This is a genomic window from Planococcus alkaliphilus (assembly GCF_057031095.1).
Map to the genome: position 1 here is coordinate 2,411,765 of NZ_CM168060.1, position 18,461 is coordinate 2,430,225.

19 protein-coding genes are annotated in these 18,461 nt (G+C 43.6%); 6 read left to right on the plus strand and 13 right to left on the minus strand.

Translation table 11 applies throughout. The features are described from left to right. Positions 1-53 precede the first annotated feature (53 nt). The 6 genes from AC2EXB_RS12975 to cyoE all read right to left on the minus strand — a co-directional run bounded on the left by AC2EXB_RS12975 (position 54) and on the right by cyoE (position 6,367). Positions 54-1,277: an ISL3 family transposase gene (locus tag AC2EXB_RS12975; protein ID WP_483601356.1), complete on the minus strand. Its 1,224-nt coding sequence runs from the start codon at positions 1,275-1,277 to the stop codon at positions 54-56. A 154-nt stretch (positions 1,278-1,431) separates the two neighbouring features. Continuing rightward, positions 1,432-1,764, minus strand: a complete 333-nt coding sequence (gene ctaF / locus AC2EXB_RS12980) for a cytochrome c oxidase subunit IVB (protein WP_052651070.1) — start codon at positions 1,762-1,764, stop codon at positions 1,432-1,434. 1 nt (position 1,765) lies between these two features. Continuing rightward, positions 1,766-2,392: a cytochrome (ubi)quinol oxidase subunit III gene (locus AC2EXB_RS12985; RefSeq protein WP_483601857.1), complete on the minus strand. Its 627-nt coding sequence runs from the start codon at positions 2,390-2,392 to the stop codon at positions 1,766-1,768. Beyond that, complete coding sequence (locus AC2EXB_RS12990; RefSeq protein ID WP_483601859.1) at positions 2,379-4,265, minus strand: cytochrome c oxidase subunit I; 1,887 nt, start codon at positions 4,263-4,265, stop codon at positions 2,379-2,381. The genes AC2EXB_RS12985 and AC2EXB_RS12990 overlap by 14 nt, the downstream gene beginning before the upstream one ends. A gap of 35 nt (positions 4,266-4,300) precedes the next feature. Next, the gene (gene coxB, locus AC2EXB_RS12995; RefSeq protein ID WP_483601861.1) at positions 4,301-5,395 is read right to left on the minus strand and encodes a cytochrome c oxidase subunit II; all 1,095 of its coding nucleotides are present in this window, start codon (positions 5,393-5,395) and stop codon (positions 4,301-4,303) included. 54 nt (positions 5,396-5,449) lie between these two features. Beyond that, on the minus strand, positions 5,450-6,367 hold the full coding sequence (gene cyoE / locus AC2EXB_RS13000; protein WP_483601863.1) for a heme o synthase: 918 nt from the start codon (positions 6,365-6,367) through the stop codon (positions 5,450-5,452). Positions 6,368-6,763: 396 nt separating this feature from the next. Between cyoE and AC2EXB_RS13005 the strand changes: the two genes are divergently transcribed. Further along, positions 6,764-7,624, plus strand: a complete 861-nt coding sequence (locus tag AC2EXB_RS13005) for a COX15/CtaA family protein (RefSeq protein ID WP_483604751.1) — start codon at positions 6,764-6,766, stop codon at positions 7,622-7,624. Between the two features lie 40 nt (positions 7,625-7,664). Here AC2EXB_RS13005 and pyc read toward each other — a convergent pair whose 3' ends face one another. The 3 genes from pyc to AC2EXB_RS13020 all read right to left on the minus strand — a co-directional run bounded on the left by pyc (position 7,665) and on the right by AC2EXB_RS13020 (position 12,634). Next, a complete protein-coding gene (gene pyc, locus AC2EXB_RS13010; protein ID WP_483601865.1) occupies positions 7,665-11,105 on the minus strand; it encodes a pyruvate carboxylase in 3,441 nt (1,146 codons plus the stop codon). Between the two features lie 15 nt (positions 11,106-11,120). Next, positions 11,121-12,287 (minus strand): FtsW/RodA/SpoVE family cell cycle protein, encoded by a 1,167-nt coding sequence (locus AC2EXB_RS13015; protein ID WP_483601867.1) that lies wholly within the window; start codon positions 12,285-12,287, stop codon positions 11,121-11,123. A 65-nt stretch (positions 12,288-12,352) separates the two neighbouring features. Further along, positions 12,353-12,634, minus strand: coding sequence for an Fpa/YlaN family protein (locus tag AC2EXB_RS13020; RefSeq protein ID WP_235196659.1), 282 nt, complete (start codon positions 12,632-12,634; stop codon positions 12,353-12,355). Positions 12,635-12,800: 166 nt separating this feature from the next. Between AC2EXB_RS13020 and AC2EXB_RS13025 the strand changes: the two genes are divergently transcribed. Genes AC2EXB_RS13025 through AC2EXB_RS13035 form a run of 3 tightly spaced genes read left to right on the plus strand, consistent with a single transcriptional unit; the run spans position 12,801 to position 13,971 of the window. Then, entirely contained in the window at positions 12,801-13,307 is a 507-nt protein-coding gene (locus AC2EXB_RS13025; protein WP_483601869.1) for a peptidyl-prolyl cis-trans isomerase, read from the plus strand. Positions 13,308-13,318: 11 nt separating this feature from the next. After that, complete coding sequence (locus tag AC2EXB_RS13030) at positions 13,319-13,522, plus strand: YlaI family protein (protein ID WP_235196661.1); 204 nt, start codon at positions 13,319-13,321, stop codon at positions 13,520-13,522. Next, a complete protein-coding gene (locus AC2EXB_RS13035) occupies positions 13,522-13,971 on the plus strand; it encodes a hypothetical protein (protein ID WP_483601871.1) in 450 nt (149 codons plus the stop codon). Before AC2EXB_RS13030 ends, AC2EXB_RS13035 begins: the two co-directional genes overlap by 1 nt. Here the strand turns inward: AC2EXB_RS13035 and AC2EXB_RS13040 are convergent. Both AC2EXB_RS13040 and typA read right to left on the minus strand, forming a co-directional pair. After that, the gene (locus AC2EXB_RS13040) at positions 13,965-14,294 is read right to left on the minus strand and encodes a YlaH-like family protein (protein ID WP_483601873.1); all 330 of its coding nucleotides are present in this window, start codon (positions 14,292-14,294) and stop codon (positions 13,965-13,967) included. The two genes, AC2EXB_RS13035 and AC2EXB_RS13040, sit on opposite strands and share 7 nt — an antisense overlap. A gap of 27 nt (positions 14,295-14,321) precedes the next feature. Further along, entirely contained in the window at positions 14,322-16,169 is a 1,848-nt protein-coding gene (typA, locus tag AC2EXB_RS13045) for a translational GTPase TypA (protein WP_483601875.1), read from the minus strand. Between the two features lie 110 nt (positions 16,170-16,279). Between typA and AC2EXB_RS13050 the strand changes: the two genes are divergently transcribed. Then, positions 16,280-16,465: a YlaF family protein gene (locus AC2EXB_RS13050; RefSeq protein ID WP_052651056.1), complete on the plus strand. Its 186-nt coding sequence runs from the start codon at positions 16,280-16,282 to the stop codon at positions 16,463-16,465. A gap of 119 nt (positions 16,466-16,584) precedes the next feature. Here the strand turns inward: AC2EXB_RS13050 and AC2EXB_RS13055 are convergent, their stop codons facing one another. Beyond that, complete coding sequence (locus AC2EXB_RS13055) at positions 16,585-17,376, minus strand: inositol monophosphatase family protein (protein WP_311195562.1); 792 nt, start codon at positions 17,374-17,376, stop codon at positions 16,585-16,587. Between the two features lie 85 nt (positions 17,377-17,461). Next, complete coding sequence (locus tag AC2EXB_RS13060) at positions 17,462-17,656, minus strand: hypothetical protein (protein ID WP_235196665.1); 195 nt, start codon at positions 17,654-17,656, stop codon at positions 17,462-17,464. A gap of 159 nt (positions 17,657-17,815) precedes the next feature. On the opposite strand from AC2EXB_RS13060, the gene AC2EXB_RS13065 reads away from it, so the two are divergent. Further along, a complete protein-coding gene (locus AC2EXB_RS13065) occupies positions 17,816-18,454 on the plus strand; it encodes a YktB family protein (RefSeq protein ID WP_483601877.1) in 639 nt (212 codons plus the stop codon). The last annotated feature ends 7 nt before the right edge of the window (positions 18,455-18,461 follow it).

The window sequence follows — 18,461 nt, forward strand, 5'->3', positions numbered from 1 at the left end:
CCAAAAAAAGGGTTCTCCGTCAAATGTTGGGGTGAGGTGAAATCTTCCTCACTCTAACCAACGTGAACTCCCATATTCTTATACTTGTGTGTCAGTAGTATTTTGGCGCGGGCGCGTTCGAAATTCTGAAAGCCGAACGCGTTCCGCTTAATCACTTTTGTCAGGTTATTGATGCCTTCCAAGAAACCATTGGAATACTTGAACGAGAAGCTGTTCAAGATTTCCGTCTGCCAGTTTCGGAAGGTGCCCATGGCTTTCTGGAACTCGGGAATGCCCGCTTGTTCCACCAGCCGATAAAATTCCAGCAACGCTTCTTTGGTCTTGAGGATTTCCTCGGGATCTCTTTTTTTGCTTGCCTGAAACCACGTGCAATACGCTTCCTTCAGTTCGTATGCTCGTTTGAGCTCCTCATCCATTTCAAGATACCGCTTCAAGTACCAACGGTCCTTTTCGGTTAACTTCTCACTGTTTTTGTAAAAGACGTAGCGCATCCGTTTGCCTTTTTTGCGGTCATAGTCGTTCCAACTTTTCTGCACGCGTCTGCGGACCGCGTCCAGCGCCCAGTAAATGTACCGGCAGAAGTGGAAGCGATCGGCGATGATCACCGGTTTGCCGAGTGCTTTTTTGACCGCGGCTTTAAAGGAATGGCTCATGTCCATGACGACGATTTCCACCGCAGCTCCGTGCTGTTGGAGATACTGTTTGATCGTCTCTTTTTTCCGGTTGGGCAGGATATCGATCGGTTCTCTCGTTTCGCCATCGGCGATAATCAGTTGGTACTTTCCTTCGCGGGTGTCGCCTTTGTATTCGTCGATGGCGATCACACGCGGTAATTTTGCGGTTTCAGTAACTTCCTGGAGCGCCACCAGATCGAAACGCCGAACGATGGTCGAAGCGGAAGCGCCGTATTGTCCGGCCACTTCCTTGAACGTTTTCGCCTTGACGCTGCGCACATGAACCGCTTGGTTCCACTCTTTTGAGAACCGTTGATAGCGGCCGATGAATGAATTCTGTTCGGCGAATTTCTTGCCGCACGCCCCGCATACGTAGCGTCTCTTCTTATAGAAAAGGTAAGTCTGGCGTTCAAACCATTTCAGGTGTTTGATCTTTTGGATCCGGTAATCGTGGACACGCCGGGTCTTCTCCTGGCAACGCGGGCAACGGTGTGCCTTCACTTCCAACTCCACATGCAGGGCCACCCGGTCCTCCACTTGTTCCATCTTCATGATTTTCACATCTTCTAATCCGGGAAATTTCATGGTAAAATTCAAGTGCACGCATCTCCTCTTCTTTACTTGTTATTCGACATTTCAAGTATAAAAGAATTTGGAGATTGCGTGTCTTTTTTTGGGCCGAATTGTTTCAACACCCCAACAATTAGTGTAGAACCAAAAAAAGCCCCCTGTCAGTCGACAGAGGGCTTTCTCATTCTTACCACCAAACAATTGTAACTAGCGCAAGAATCGTGATGAATGCTACGAACATTCCGCTGAACATAAAGAATGCAACCATGCCATGCCCTTTATTGCTCATATGCATGAAACCATAAAGTTGAAGCACGACTTGAACTGCAGCCAATAACAGAATGATTGGCGTAATCAAGTATGGAGAAAAGTCAGCAGCTACTGCTGTAAAAGCAATCAATGTCAAGAAAATCATGATTGCGAAAGAGGTTAGCTGACCGCGCATTTCTTTTGATCTTTGACGGCGGATATATTCATATTCAGTTTGTGATCTCACGTGTGTATGGGTTTCGTGTGCCATATTAACCGATCACTCCCATCAAATATACTACTGTAAAGATAAATACCCAAACTACGTCGATAAAATGCCAGTATAGTGAAACTAAATAGAATTTAGGCGCATTATACATATTCAATCCACGTTTTGAGTTGCGGACCATCAATGCGATAAACCAACTTAAACCGAACAATACGTGGGCTCCATGAGTACCAACAAGTGTATAGAAAGCGGCACTGAACGCACTATGCGTATAACCGAATCCTAAATGGACATAATGGTTGAACTCATAAATTTCCAATCCAAGGAAAGTAGCACCAAGCAATACGGTAATTCCAAGCCATGCCTGCATCGCTTTGAAATTATGGTTTTTCATATGATACATCGCATAAACACTTGTTAACGATGAAGTCAAAAGAATCATTGTCATCGCAAATACGAGCGGAAGTTCAAATAAATTAGAAGCCGCGAATTCCATGCCGCTTGGACCTTTGTCTTTCAATGCAAGGTAAGTTGCAAACAAAGAAGCAAAAGTTACAGTTTCTGCTGCTAGAAGCAGCCAGAAACCGACGAATTTATTTTTACCTTCCATAGTAGCCGTTTCAGGATGATCCGGCCACGATTGAGGGGTATATTTTTTATTTAAGTCCATCCGATTTACCCCCTTTAGCATCTCTCATTAATTCTTCTTTTGAGATATGGAATCCTAGGTCATCTTTAAGTGAACGGAACAACATTGAGCCGAAAGTAATCGCTAGTCCAATGATGATGACTGGGATTGTCCATCCTTTGTCTCCGTCCATATTGTAAAGAGCACCAAATGAAGCTACAAATAAACCAAATGACATTACGACAGGAACAAATGAACCGTTAGGCATGTGAATTTCTTCTAATGGTTCAGCGTAGACCATTCCTTCTTTGTTGCCTTCCATCTTCTCGATCCAGAATGTATCAAGACCGCGAACTAACGGAGTTTGAGCAAAGTTATAGAACGGCGGCGGTGATGCAATCGCCCATTCAAGTGTACGGCCATCGCCCCATGGGTCATTGCCGACACGTTCGTTTTTGATGCTAGTCATAACAATGTTAACCAATAGAATGATTACACCAAGTGCCATGAACAAGGCACCTAAAGAACTGATTGCGTTGAACAAGTCCCAGCCCTGGTCTGCGCCGAACGTATAAACGCGGCGTGGCATTCCCATAAGACCAAGGAAATGCTGGATAAAGAATGTTAAATGGAATCCGATAAAGAACAACCAGAAAGTCCATTTCCCTAATTTTTCGCTAAGCATTGTACCGAACATTTTCGGCCAGTATAAATGAGTAGCAGCTAAAATCGCGAGCACTACCCCACCAACAATTACGTAGTGGAAATGGGCAACGATAAAGTAAGAATCGTGAAGCTGGTAATCTAGTGGTGCGATGGCTTGCATAACACCTGTTACCCCACCTGCAACGAATGAAGGAATAAATCCAATCGCATACATCATAGGAGTGGTGAACGAAATGCTTCCTCCCCAAATGGTCAATAGCCAGTTGAAGATTTTAACACCAGTTGGAACCGCGATAATCATTGTTGCTAATGCGAAGACCGCGTTAGCAGTTGGCCCTAAACCTACAGTAAACATGTGGTGAGCCCAAACCATGAATCCGTAGAAACCGATCAGAATTGTTGCGAATACTAATGCAGTGTATCCGAACAAACGCTTGCGAGAGAAAATCGCAAAGATTTCAGAGAAGATACCGAATGCCGGCAAGATTAAGATGTAAACTTCCGGGTGACCGAAGATCCAGAACAAATGCTCCCAGATAATTGTATTTCCTCCCATTGTTACATCGAAGAAATTAGCTCCGAACATACGGTCGAATACCATAAAGAATACTCCAACAGTTAGTGGAGGGAACGCTAATAAGATTAACGCAGAAGCTACGAAAGTCGTCCAAGTGAATAACGGCATTCTCATGTACGTCATCCCTGGCGCTCTCATATTAATGATTGTAACTAAGAAGTTGATACCCGAGATCAACGTACCAAAACCGGAAATCGTTAATCCAAGTGCATAGAAATCAATCCCGTGCCCTTCAGATGCAATGGCGAGTGATGCGTAGTTCGTCCATCCGGCATCCGGTGCGCCGCCTAAAAACCATGAAAGGTTTAGGAAAACTCCACCAAAGAAAAACAGCCAAAATCCTAAAGAGTTCAGGAATGGGAATGCTACGTCACGTGCGCCGATCTGCAAAGGCATGATCGCGTTCATAAACGCTAGCAATATTGGCATGGCTGCCAAGAAAATCATGGTCGTTCCGTGCATTGTCAATACTTCGTTATACGTTCCAGCACTAAGGAAATCGTTTCCGGCTTTCATTAACTGGATTCGGATTAACATCGCTTCTATCCCGCCGATTAGGAAGAAAATTCCTCCGGAAGCAAGATATAGATGTGCGATTTTCTTATGGTCTACTGTTGTCAAGTAGTCCCACATGGCAGCACCGAAGCCCTTTTTCTGAGCAATAGAACTCACAATGTAAACCTCCCTTTTTTTAAGCTCCGATTCTTCTACTCTTCAACGGATAAAGACATCAAGTAAGCAGCAAGCGCATCAAGCTCTTGCTCAGTGAAATCTTTTCCATCGTTCAAAGATTTAGGATCAGGCATCAAGTTGCCTGGTTTGTATTCTTGTGGATCAGCAATCCATTTTTTAATATTTTCTTCGTTATGTTCTAAGTAACCCGCTACACGGTTGCGGTCGCCGAATGTTGCTACGTTCGGTCCAACGCCGCCAGACGCTCCAGATCCAGAAACAGCGTGACAAGCGATACAGCCAGCTCCGTCAGCTCCGAAAATCTGTTCCCCTTCTTGTGCTAGTGCACCTTCAGCAGGAGTTGCTTCTTCTTGCATTGCAGCTACCCATTGGTCGAAGCTTTCACGATCCATTGATTTCACTTTGAAATCCATCAATGCATGTGAAGGTCCGCAAAGCTCAGCACATTTTCCGTAGAAAACGCCGTCTTCCAATTCAGCAGACTCTTGATCGAACGTTAAGTAGAAAGTGTTTACGTTTTCAGGGTTAGCATCCAACTTACCACCAATTGATGGAATCCAGAATGAGTGCTTAACATCAGCAGAAATTAAATTGAAGTATACTCGTTCATTAGTTGGTACAACCAATTCTTGAGCAGTTACGATGCCTTGTTCAGGATATTCAAATTCCCACCAGTACAGTTTAGCCGTAACGTTGACTGTTAAGTTGGTCATTGAATCACTATCTTCCGCTTGAACATCCATTGTAGAGACGTCAGCTAAATCGAAAGTGGAATAAACTGTTGGTACAGCAAGGATCAAAATTAGGACAATCGGAATCGCTGTCCATAAGAACTCAAGCTTCGCGCTTCCTTCCACTTGTTCCGGGATTACATCTTCCCCAACTTTTGAACGGCGGAATTTAACGATTGCCAAAACATAAATAATCGTTACGACAATAATTACGAATGCCATAACTATAGTAGACAAAATCAATAAGTTAAATTGATCTTGCGCAACTTCACCTGCCGGCAATAATGTGGAGATTTCTTCTCGTCCACATCCCGCAAGAAAGACCAGCAATGCAGTCATCAATGCGAAAAGGCGCCATTTCTTAAGCCCTTTAATCATAGCTTTTCATACCCCTCTCTCTCATTTGGTTAAAATTTTACTGAAATGCTGGAACTAGACGAAGACGGCAAAAATGATCATCGACACAAATAAGATGGTCATATAATTCAACGAATAGATGAACATTGTCTTCGCCCATTTCAAATCATCTTCCACTTTGAAGCCTTTAATGGCTAATGTTAGCCACCCTACGTTCAAAAGTGTGGCTAAGATGATGAAGCCTATTCCGAGATCCATTAACAGGAATGGCAGAGGAAACAGCAGCAAGACCCAAGCAAGCATCGACTTTTTCGTGCGGTGGAAGCCTTTCACTACAGGCAGCATCGGAATTCCGGCAGCACGGTATTCTTCCGTGCGCTTCATTGCCAATGCATAAAAGTGTGGAGGCTGCCAGACGAACATGATCAAGAACAATGCCCAAGCGCCCATTCCAAGCGCTGGTTCTACTGCAGCCCAACCGATTAGCGGCGGAATCGCTCCAGATATGCTTCCTACTATAGTATTGCTGACATGTCTTCTTTTAGACCACATCGAATAGAGGACGACATACGCTAGTATACCCGCAATTCCGAAAATACCAGCAGAAACTGAAGCAGAAAATAAAAATATTTCGCCTATAACGATGAAAGACAAAGCAAGTGCCAGTACAGCGGACGGCTTAAATCTTCCTGTTACAGTTGGACGCGACTTTTTACTGGCCATTAACGGATCGATATCTGTATCGATATAGTTATTCATTGCTGCAGAACCTGCTATGATCAATGCTGATCCGACCAAGGTGTAGACGAGGATGTCCAACTCTTGCAGGAAGTGCCTGTCGGAAAATTGGAAAGCCAACCACAGTCCTGTAAACACAGTGATCAAATTCGAATTCACAATTCCGATTTTTATCAGCGCCAGAAAATCCTGGGCGAATGTGGTCGTTTCCGGCGCCTGATGCGTTTCCGCAGACAAAGACCGGCCGTTTGACATATTACCCCCTCCTTTCAAAGTTGTAAGCATATTCCGCTAACCATAACTATATCTAAATTCCAGTTCTTTTTCTACATCTAACTGAAATTTCCTGATAAAAGCATGGTTTTCATGTAATTCGACTCAGAAATACGCTCTTCCTATCATACATGAGTCTCTTAATTATTTTAAGATAGAATAATAATTGTTTTTGAACAGTTTGTGAAGCTTGACTTAATATGTCCAAATCTTGAAAGTTTCCTCTGTGTCCCATTTTCCATTGTGTTTTCCTGGAACTTTCGCTATTATCGAGTATGTATGTAAGGGACGTTTAAAAGTTTTATCCAAAAAAAGTAGGTGGCATAATTGCAACAAGGCAAATATATAAAATGGTTTGCAGTAGCAGCCACTATCGGGATGCTCTTAATCCTTCTCGGTGGTGCACTCGTCACAAAAACTGACAGTGGAATGGGCTGCGGCCGCAATTGGCCAGATTGCAACGGAAAATTGATTCCAGATGAAATCACAGCTGAAGTACTGATCGAATTTTCTCATCGCCTTGTCACAGGTTCAGTCGGCATTTTGATTGTCATTCTTTCTGTATGGGCTTGGAGAAAATACGGCCATATCCGCGAAACTAAATTCCTAGCTGTGATGGCTGTCTTCTTTTTAGTTCTTCAAGCATTGATCGGAGCTGCCCAAGTTTTATGGGGCCAAGGTGATTTTATCTTAGCGCTTCATTTCGGAATCTCCCTTCTATCATTCGCATCGGTTCTTTTATTAACCTTGCTGATTTTTGAAGTCGACCGGAAATTTGATGCAGACCGTTTAGTCATCGGCAAAAAACTGAAAATCCATACGATCGGCGTGACTTTGTATTCGTATATTGTTGTGTATACGGGAGCGCTGGTCCGCCACACCGAGTCGAGCCTAATTTGTGCAGATTGGCCGATGTGCCGCAATGGCGATTTCTCTATGCCGAATAATATGTACGAATGGGTTCAGATGGGCCATCGCTTTGCAGCAGGGTTGATCATCCTTTGGCTCGGTTACATTGCTTGGCACGCGATTAAGAATTACAAGCAGCAGCGCGTTATCTATTGGGGTTGGATCACCGCTTTCATCATTGTTCTGTTGCAAGCGACAACCGGCATGCTCGTTGTTTTGACTAAATTGAATTTAGCGGTAGCTTTGCTTCATTCATTATTGATTTCATTATTATTCGGATTGCTTTGCTATATGATTTTGATGGTATCAAGAAGCAGACTCAAAAAATAAGAAAAAGGCAGCCCGCGCAAAATGCGCGGACTGCCTTTTCTTAATTTCTTTCCATTTCAATTAGCAGATCGCCTGTCGAGATGCCGTCTCCTGCAACTACATGAATGGCTTTGATCGTGCCATCATAAGGCGCTTGGACCGTCGTCTCCATTTTCATGGCTTCAGTAACCAGCAAATGATCTCCACGATTTACTTTCGCTCCAGTTTCAGCAACTACTTTCAATACGGTCCCTGGCATTGTAGCCGCCAAATGGGATTCATTCGTCATATCCGCTTTTGGTTTGGCTTTGCTGTCAGTTTCTACGGAAATATCTTGAATGTTCACTTCCCGCGGCTGGCCGTTCAACTCAAAGTAAATTGTCCGGTGGCCATCTTTTTGAGGTTCGCCGATTGAAACCAATTTGATCATCAAGGTCTTCCCTTTTTCGATCTCCACTTCGATTTCTTCGCCCAATCGCATGCCGTAAAGGAAAGTAAGCGTATCAAGGACGGATACATTGCCAAATTGCTTGTTCGTCGCCAAGTATTCCTCAATCACTTTTGGATACAATGCATAGGCCAATACTTCCTGCTTCGTCACTGGACGTTCCAGTTTTTCGAAAAGAACTTTTTTGATCTCATCAAAATCTGCAGGTTCCAGCAATTCCCCTGGACGGACTGTAATCGGCTTGCGCTCTTTCAAGATGACTTTCTGCAATTCTTGCGGGAACCCGCCGTGAGGCTGGCCAATATACCCTTCAAAGAATTCAATCACAGACTCTGGGAAATCGATGGTCTCACCACGCGATAAGACCGTTTGTTCATCCAAATCATTTTGGACCATGAATAATGCCATGTCTCCAACGACTTTAGATGAAGGCGTTACTTTCACGACGTCGCCAAATAACAGATTGACTCTGGAATACATCGACTTTACTTCTTCCCAGCGCATGCCCAGTCCAACAGCTTTTGCTTGCTGCTGCAGATTGCTGTACTGGCCGCCTGGCATTTCGTGCACATAGATTTCAGAATGCGGGCTGTTCATGCCGCTTTCGAAATCACTGTAGTATTTCCGGACATCTTCCCAATAATGAGACAATTTTTCGATTGACTCAATTTCCGTTTTCACTTCCCGCCCAGTGCCTTTCATTGCATAATACAAGGAATTCGCACTCGGCTGCGAAGTCAAGCCGGCCATTGTCCCAAGCGCCGTATCGACGATATCCACTCCAGCTTCAATCGCTTTCGCATACATGTAAATGCCGTTTCCGCTCGTATCATGCGTATGGAGATGGATCGGCAACGAAATGGTATCTTTCAGTTCCGAAATTAAGCGGTATGCGGCTTCCGGCTTTAAGAGGCCCGCCATGTCTTTGATGGCCAGGATATGAGCTCCTGCCGCTTCTAATTCTTTTGCCATTTTCTTGTAATAGTCGACTGTATACTTATCTCGGCTCGGATCCAATATATCGCCCGTATAGCAGATAGCCGCTTCTGCCACTTTGCCGGATAAACGGACTTCATCGATTGCCACTTCCATGCCTTTGATCCAGTTTAAGCTGTCGAAAATCCGGAATACGTCAATGCCGGCGTCTGCAGAACTGCGGGCAAATTCGCGGATGACATTATCAGGATAGTTTTTATAGCCAACTGCATTCGCACCTCGGAAGAGCATTTGGAACAGGACATTTGGAACTTGTTTCCGAAGCTTTTCGAGACGCAGCCATGGATCTTCTTTCAGGAATCGGTAAGAAACGTCAAAAGTGGCGCCTCCCCACATCTCCATTGAGAACAAATCGTGCTGCAAGCGAGCTGTTTCGTTAGCGATATTGAACATATCGTGAGAACGCAAGCGTGTAGCCAATAAAGATTGATGGGCATCGCGGAATGTTGTATCGGTTAAGAGCACATCTTTTTGCTCATGAATCCACTTTGTCAGCCCTTCTGCGCCTTGTTCATCCAGAATCTGTTTTGTGCCTGATGGCGGTGCGTCCGATAATATGATCTGCGGCTTTCTTGGAGCCGTATGGATCGGTTTCGCTTTTTTCTCGATTCCCGGGAATCCGTTTATCGTCACATTGCCGATATAACTCAATAATTTCGTTCCACGGTCTAAGCGAACCGGGAATAGGAACAGTTCAGGCGTGGAATCGATGAAACTTGTATCAAACTCCCCTTTAATGAAGTTTTCATGTTTTACCACATTTTCAAGGAACGGAATGTTCGTTTTGATTCCGCGAATTCGGAATTCCTGGAGATTGCGGTCCATTTTCGCTGCTGCTTCTTTGAACGTCACTGCCCATGTAGACAATTTAACCAATAGAGAATCATAATAAGGCGAAATGACGGCTCCTTGGAAACCATTCCCAGCATCTAAACGAACACCGAAACCGCCACCGGAACGATAAACCATCAGCTTGCCAGCGTCCGGCATGAAATCGTTCAATGGATCTTCTGTTGTCACGCGGGATTGAATTGCAAAACCGAAAAGCGGGATATCTTGCTGCTTCGGTATGCCAATCACTTCGCTGTGCAATTCGTGTCCACGGGCGATATTGATTTGAGCATGGACGATATCAATGCCTGTCACCATTTCAGTAATCGTATGTTCCACTTGAATCCTTGGGTTTACTTCAATGAAATAAAATTCATCGTTCGCTACCAAGAATTCAACGGTCCCCGCATTTATGTAATCGATATTTTTCATAAGTTTTACTGCTGCATCGCAAATTAGGTTGCGCAATTCATCGCTTAATGAATTGGAAGGGGCAATTTCAACAACTTTTTGGTGGCGCCGTTGAATCGAACAATCCCGCTCATATAAATGAACAATATTTCCAGCTGTGTCGCCTAAAATTTGAACTTCGATATGCTTTGGTTTGTCGACAAATTTTTCTACATACATTTCGTCGGATCCAAAAGCTGCTTTTGCTTCCGATTTTGCCCGTTCGTATGCAGATGCCAATTCTTCCTCCGATTTGACGATGCGCATGCCGCGTCCGCCTCCACCGAGTGAAGCTTTGATCATCAATGGGAATCCTGCCGTTTTACTGAATTCCACCACTTCATCCAACGATTCCACAGGACCGTCTGTTCCTGGAATAACCGGAATGCCAGCTTGGATCGCTTGTTCGCGCGCTTTTACTTTATCCCCGAACATATCGAGGTGCCGAGAAGTAGGTCCAATAAAGACGATCCCTTCTTCTTCACAACGCCGCGCAAAGTGGACATTCTCGGATAAGAAGCCATAGCCCGGATGCACCGCATCCGCTCCTGAATCTTTGGCAATACGAATGATGTCTTCAATGTCCAGGTAAGCGTCAATCGGTTTTTTCCCTTTGCCGACCAAATAGGATTCGTCAGCCTTATAGCGGTGATAAGAACCGCTATCTTCTTGCGAATAAATCGCAACTGTTGGAATTTTCAGTTCTGTACAAGCGCGGAAAACCCGAATAGCGATTTCTCCGCGGTTTGCTACTAAGATTTTGTTGATTTCTCTCACACCGCAGCAACCCCTTTATTTTTTCGATTTTTCAACTTTGTGGAACATGGAAACATTCATTAATACTCCCATAGCTAAAGATAACAAAATTACGGACGTTCCGCCATAGCTTATAAAAGGAAGCGTAACTCCAGTCAATGGAATAAGGCCTGTCAAGCCGCCTAAATTAACAAATGACTGGATACCGATCATGCTTGCAATGCCGGCAGCAAGCATGCGCGCCAACGGATCTTTCGTCGTCATCGCAATGGAAAGCCCCCGCAAAATGATAAAAGCCAAACCGCCTAAAACAAATAATACACCGAATACGCCTAGTTCTTCTGCAATAATCGACATGATGAAATCAGTATGGGGCTCCGGCACATAACCGAGTTTTTGAATGGATTGGCCAAGCCCTAGACCTTTCAATCCGCCAGAACCGATGGCTAAGTAGCCATTGACAATCTGCAGCCCAAAGCCCAGCTCATCTGTAAACGGATTAAAGAAAGCATCAAGACGCCCCAGGCGCTTTTCAGTAAAAATCGCATCTGATGCAAAAATCATAATCGGAACGATAAAGATGGCTGCTGCTCCAATTACAATAGATGCTAGCTTTGCAAATGATTTAAAACGGATTCCACTTGCAGCCATAACCGACAATCCCACTGCCCCAATGATCATCATGGAACCTAAATCCGGCTCAAAAAACACTAAGATCAATACAAAGGTCAAAATGCTGACCGGCGGAATTATGGAATTGCCCAATTCATTTATGGTGCCATTCTTGTATTTATTCGAAAATACACCTGCCAAATAGAAGATGATGCCGACTTTTGCCACTTCAGAAGGTTGGATATTCCCGAAGCCCACATTGATCCAACTCACCGCTCCGCCGGCTGCCTCACCGATGAAATGGACGAGAATCAGCCCGAGGAAAACCACTCCAAGCACCGTCATCATCATCCATTTTTTATTGAAATGCTTGTAAGGGAAAAATGCAGCTATTGCGAAGACCGGAAAAGCGACCGCTAAGTTCTTGATTTGCTGTATGTAAAAACGATCAGGTGCGCTGCCGTAACGATTCACCGACCAGGCCATGCTCGAACTGTAAATCATGACAAGACCGAAAAGGGTTAAAGCTATGTAAACAAAAAATAAGGGGTAATCAAAGTTCTTCGCATATCTCTTGATGTACTGTTTCATAATTTCTATACCTCGATTTATTGGATTAGTAAAAAAACTCAAACAGGATTCGTTTGAGTTTTAAGTCATTTATTTGTGTACGCGTCATGGAGGATCGAAAGTTTCTTCTCCAGCGTATCCATTAGATTTTTGCCGGTTTCACGTTCAATAAGACCAAGCTTTACTGCAAAGTCAATTTCGCGCGAGAGGCCGAACATCTGCGTGTCGAGCACTTCTTCGTATAAGGGGCATGAAGGCAAAGTCAAATGGTCCATTTGGACTTTGATCAATTGCTCGATTTTCTCCGCATCCGCTTTGAGGAGCTCCAAAGCCTTTGCCTGATATGTTTGTTCTTCTGTATGTTCCATGAGGACTCCCCCATTAAATGATATTTATGCCTAATAACCTGTTTAAAGTGTATCTTTTAATAGGTGAAAATGCAAGCGTCTATCGGCCATAGAATTAATCCCTTTAGGATTTTGACAGGAAAAGGTATACTTAATGGAGATCGATTATTTGATGGAGGGTTTTAGAATGGAAACTATCGTACCGTTTAAAGGTAAAGTGAAATTTAAGATTACATTGGATCCAACTGTCTGGATTTTTGATGACCGGAAACTTGACCTCACTACGTATTTCAGTGAAGAGCGAATTATAAAAGATGAATTGGAAGAATACAAGCGCGGGATGGGTGAACATTGGTCGCGTGAAATCATGGAAGGTGCAACTGTGCCGCCTACATTGAATTCCGAAAAGAAATACAAAAGACAAGAAAAGCAGGAAATGATGACAGGAACATTCGGCATGGTCTTTAAGCCATTCCTTGAAACGACAGAACCTGAAAAAGATGCTTCTAAAGTCATCTTCGAAACAGCTGCCGGCGAATACAGCTTTGCTCTTGAAAGTTCCAAAGAACTGATTTTCAAGTTTAGTGAAAAAGGAAAACCACTGACAGAAAATGGGCCAGTCCACATTTTGCTGCCTGATGGATCGAATCAAGATAATCCGATTACGGATGTGTTAGCAATCCGGGTTGAATAGGAGGATGGTATATGCGTGTCCAATGTGTGATTTGCGATAAAATTGAAGAATTGGTTGATGATACGCTAGAGGCAAAACGCCTGCGCAACCGGCCGATCCATACCCATATGTGCAAAGAATGCCATGACCGGATATCCGATAGAACGAAAGAACGGCTCGCAACAGGGACATTCCATTTTTATCGGAGTTCCCGTCAAATCGAGGATGACTTTTGATGAAGGTACTTAAAGGCATATGGATCGGCTTTTGGAGCGGCCTTTTGCTTGGGCTGCTTCTAAAGTGGATTCAAAGAGTAACAGGCGAACAAGTGTATACCTTATTATTAAATGTTGATTTCATTCCATTCGTTGGAAAAATCAACTGGTCTGAACCTGTGGAATTCGCTTTCCACCTGGCCATTTCACTATTGATTTCCATTGCCTATGTCTATTTGGCAAAGCGCCGCAACTACTCGTTCGGCCAACTGACCTTGCTTAGCCTGGTCTTGTGCATACCGACATTTATCCTCTTTTTCCCTTTGTCGTCCTTGGCCATCCGCACCGATGTGCCAGCGCTGACAGATGTGGGCGCCTACCTTTACTGGATACTCGCGCATTTAACTTATGCACTTACGCTTCCAGTTCTCTATAAAACATTTGAACGCGAAAACGCTGCATCTCAATGAGATGCAGCGTTTTCGCGTTTTTCGCGCCATAGACGGATTTTGTATAGAATCAGAATCAATGCAGCAATGACTAATCCTTCTACTACTGGAAGGAAAAAGGCTAAGAACGTTAAGCCTAATCCTCCAAGAAATAGAAATATACCAATAACTACATTTTTTCCGATAGATAGTTTTTTCGCAAATCCTAGCTTATAAACGAAAGCCGACAGCAAGAAGATGACTGCAAAAAGTGCATATCCCGCAATTGTAAAATTCGGCAGATTCTCATATAAAACTCGGGCTACGGGATACATTCTGTCATAGACAAAAGCTTGCTCGTCCACAGATTATACATCCTTCCTATTTATCAATTATTCTTCGATTGCAACTTTCTTTTTCTTAGCCATGCGCTCACGTTCGTTTTTATCAAGAATTTTTTTGCGCAGACGGATGTTTTGTGGAGTAATTTCGCAATACTCATCATCTGCCAAATATTCAAGTGCTTCTTCAAGACTCATCAAACGGGCTTTTTTCAAAGTAGTTGTCTGGTCTTTGTTTGCTGAACGGATGTTAGTTGCAGCTTTAATTTTGACAATATTCACTGTCAAATCGCTGTCGCGGTTATGTTCGCCGACAATCATGCCTTCGTAGATTTCAGCACCGACTTCAACAAAAGCAGTTCCGCGGTCTTCAATTCCTGTAAGGCCATAAGTTGAAACTTTTCCGCGTTCCATGGAAACCAATACACCTTGACGGCGTCCGCCAACTCGGCCTGAAGCCACTGGCTGATAGCTGTCGAAAGTATGGTTAATGATTCCGTATCCGCGTGTTTGAGTCAAGAACTCAGTTGTGTAGCCGATCAAGCCACGTGCCGGTACGTTGAATACCAAACGGACTTGTCCGCTTCCGTTATTGACCATATCAAGCATTTCACCTTTGCGTTCACCAAGTGATTCGATGATTGCTCCAGTATATTCTTCAGGCACGTCAACTTGAACCCGTTCAACTGGCTCACAGCGAACACCATCTACCATTTTTACGATAACTTCAGGTTTTGATACTTGCAGCTCAAAACCTTCACGGCGCATGTTTTCAATCAAGATTGACAAATGCAGTTCGCCGCGTCCTGAAACCACCCATGCATCCGGTGAATCGGTCGGGTCTACACGTAAAGATACGTCTGTCTGCAATTGTGCATCCAAGCGCTCCTGGATTTTTCTTGAAGTGATCCATTTACCTTCTTTACCAGCAAACGGACTGTTGTTTACTAGGAAAGTCATTTGCAAAGTCGGTTCGTCAATGCGAAGGACTGGCAAGGCTTCCTGATGGTCAGCCGGACAAACCGTCTCACCAACGTTGATATCTTCCATACCAGAAATGGCAATCAAATCGCCAGCTTCTGCTTTTTCGATTTCAACCCGTTTCAGACCCATGAAACCATGGATTTTTGTTACTCGGAAGTTCTTAACAGAACCATCAAGTTTCATCAAAGCAACAGATTGTCCAACTTCGATTGTTCCGCGGAAAACGCGGCCAATTCCGATACGCCCAACGTAGTCATTGTAGTCAAGAAGCGCTACCTGGAATTGAAGTGGCTCATCTCTGTTATCGATTGGCGCTGGTACGTGGTCCAAGATTGCATCATAAATAACCTGCATGTTTTCTTCCTGATCTGCAGGATCTGATGAAAGACTTGCAGTACCGTTCATACCTGAGGCGAAAACTACTGGGAATTCCAATTGTTCGTCATTAGCTTCAAGTTCGATGAACAATTCGATGACTTCGTCAACCACTTCTTCCGGACGAGCGAAATCGCGGTCAATTTTGTTAACAACGACGATTGGTTTCAAGTTCTGCTCAAGAGCTTTCTTCAAAACAAAACGTGTTTGCGGCATACAGCCTTCATATGCGTCAACGACTAGCAAAACGCCGTCTACCATTTTCATGATACGTTCAACTTCTCCGCCGAAATCAGCATGTCCCGGTGTATCCAGGATATTGATTTTTGCATCTTTATATTGAATCGCCGTGTTTTTAGCAAGAATTGTAATTCCGCGTTCTCTTTCGATATCGCCGGAGTCCATTGCGCGTTCATCAACGTGCTCGTTTGAACGGAAAGTTCCGGATTGTTGAAGCAGCTGATCCACTAATGTCGTTTTACCATGGTCAACGTGGGCAATAATAGCAATGTTTCTTAAATCGTTACGTAAGTTAGTCATACTTTCACTCCAATATTCTTTTTTCATGTCTATAACTGTGTTAGTATAGCACATGTAGGGTAAAAACCCTAAGATTTTATTTCAACTATATGCGGCAGGAGGAAAAAAGTTTGAAAAACATAAAATGGATTTTCGTATTCTATTCGTTTGCAGCACTCGTATGCATGGCTGCAATCGGTGTCGCCGTGGGCTTCCGCAGCATTCCCGGAATCCTTTTTGCTATCATATTGCTTTGTGCAGTCATGGGAATGGGCTTTAAAAAGAAAAAAGAGATGCGGGAAGCCGGATTACTGTAAATCCCCTCCCTTTGAACATCAAAGCATAACAAAGGAGTTGGCTCTGGAGAAAATCCAAAGCAACTCCTTTTTTTATTTCCTTAGGCTAGGGTTGCGTCCAACCGGAAATCTGCATAACTTTACTTGAGGCGGATATATTCCGACAATATACGATGGTGGATCGATGGATTAGCTACGATAAATGTATCTTGCTTCAATAGGTTGGCAGGGTCCCCTGTGAAATTGGAAGTGATGGCCCCGACTTCTTCGGCAATCACTTTTCCGCCTGCTATATCCCAAGGCGATAAGCGCATTGAGATATAAGCATCCATACGGCCGCTCGCCACATAAGCAAGTTCAAGAGCTGCTGAACCGTAAGATCTTGTTCCTCTGACGTGCTGGACTAAACGAATCGTGGCTTCATGGTCGATATAGCGGTTAGGCGTTATCCATGTGGCGTTGATGCCAACAATCGATTCTTCAATGGAAGTGTCGAACAATGGCCGCAGCCGTTCATCGTTGTAAAAAGCACCGCCTCCTTGGATTCCATGGTATAAATCATCATTTACCACATCGTATATGTATCCCAATTTGCCGATTCCATTTTCATATATCCCTAATGAAATGGCGAAATTTCTTTTTTGATGCACGAAATTCATCGTGCCATCAATCGGGTCGAGCATCCAAATAACACCGTCCAGATCTTCGAATGTGTCTCCAAATCCTTCTTCTCCTAAAATGCGGTGGCCAGGAAAATCACGGCGAATCCGGCTAATGAAAAATTGCTCGATTTCTTTATCGATATTTGTTACGAGGTCATTTGCATCTGATTTCGTTTCAATGGTGATATCCACTAAAAATGAATTTCTGATGCGATGCCCCGCTTCTTTAATAAGCGATTTTATATAAGTGTCCATACTATGCAAATCCAAGTGATTGCCCCCTCTTTTTCCTTCATTATAACGAAAAAGGCACTTACTGTCTTATCTCAGTAAATGCCTTTATATGATCAGTTTATCAAAGCGCATGAAGTGCCTCCAACTCTACATGTATTTCATGAAGACGCTTTTTGCTTTTATCTTTTTGATGTTCATCTTTTTGCTTCATAGCATCAAACAAAGAAGCAAGTTCGTAATCAAGTTCCAATTTCAAAACATGGATGTATTCTTTCTCTACCTCGGCTTTGCGAATGATTTGAATCATCTGTTTCATATTAAGCACCCCTTTCTCTCCACTTTTCGATAATTCAGTTTAATAATAAGATTATTAGACCAATACCCCTTTAGCAGCTTAGGAAAACTTATTTATATTATTTCTTCCCAAAGTTCGTTAAAATGAAACCTATGATTGCTATTTAAGGAGGAAAAATAATTGGAAACTTTTTGGACCCAACAAGACTTTGAAGTATTTGAAACTCCTGGTTTGGAACAGCGGATGGAGTTGCTGATCAATAGAGTGCGCCCGAAATTCGAACAGCTCGGCACCACCTATTCTGCTTTCTTTTCGGGAAAATCCGGCGAAGAATTTTTCCCGCATGTCGCTAAGCATATGCGCCGTACAGTGAATCCTCCCAATGACAGCTGGGTGGCGTTCGCTCCGCATAAAAGAGGCTACAAAGCTGTGCCTCATTTCCAAATCGGCTTATGGGAAAGCCACATCTTCGTCATCCTTGCCGTGATTTATGAAGCACCGAATAAAAAGGTGATGGCAGAAGAATTATTGAAATCCGATATTCTCGCTTCCCTTCCAAAAGACTTCATGCTTTCTGGCGACCACATGAAACCGGAAGCTGAATCGATTGCAGATTTGGAAGAGGCAGGCATTGCAAAGTTAGTGACTAGGCTTCGTGATGTTAAAAAAGGCGAATTGGTTATCGGACGCCATATTTTAAGAGACGATGCTTCCGCTATGTCTCCAGAAGATTTTCATGCATTTGTCGAAAAGACGTTCAGAGAATTATTGCCGGTGTATGACATCATGCTCCAAAAAGTAAAAATTCCGCAGCGCTGAGCTGCGG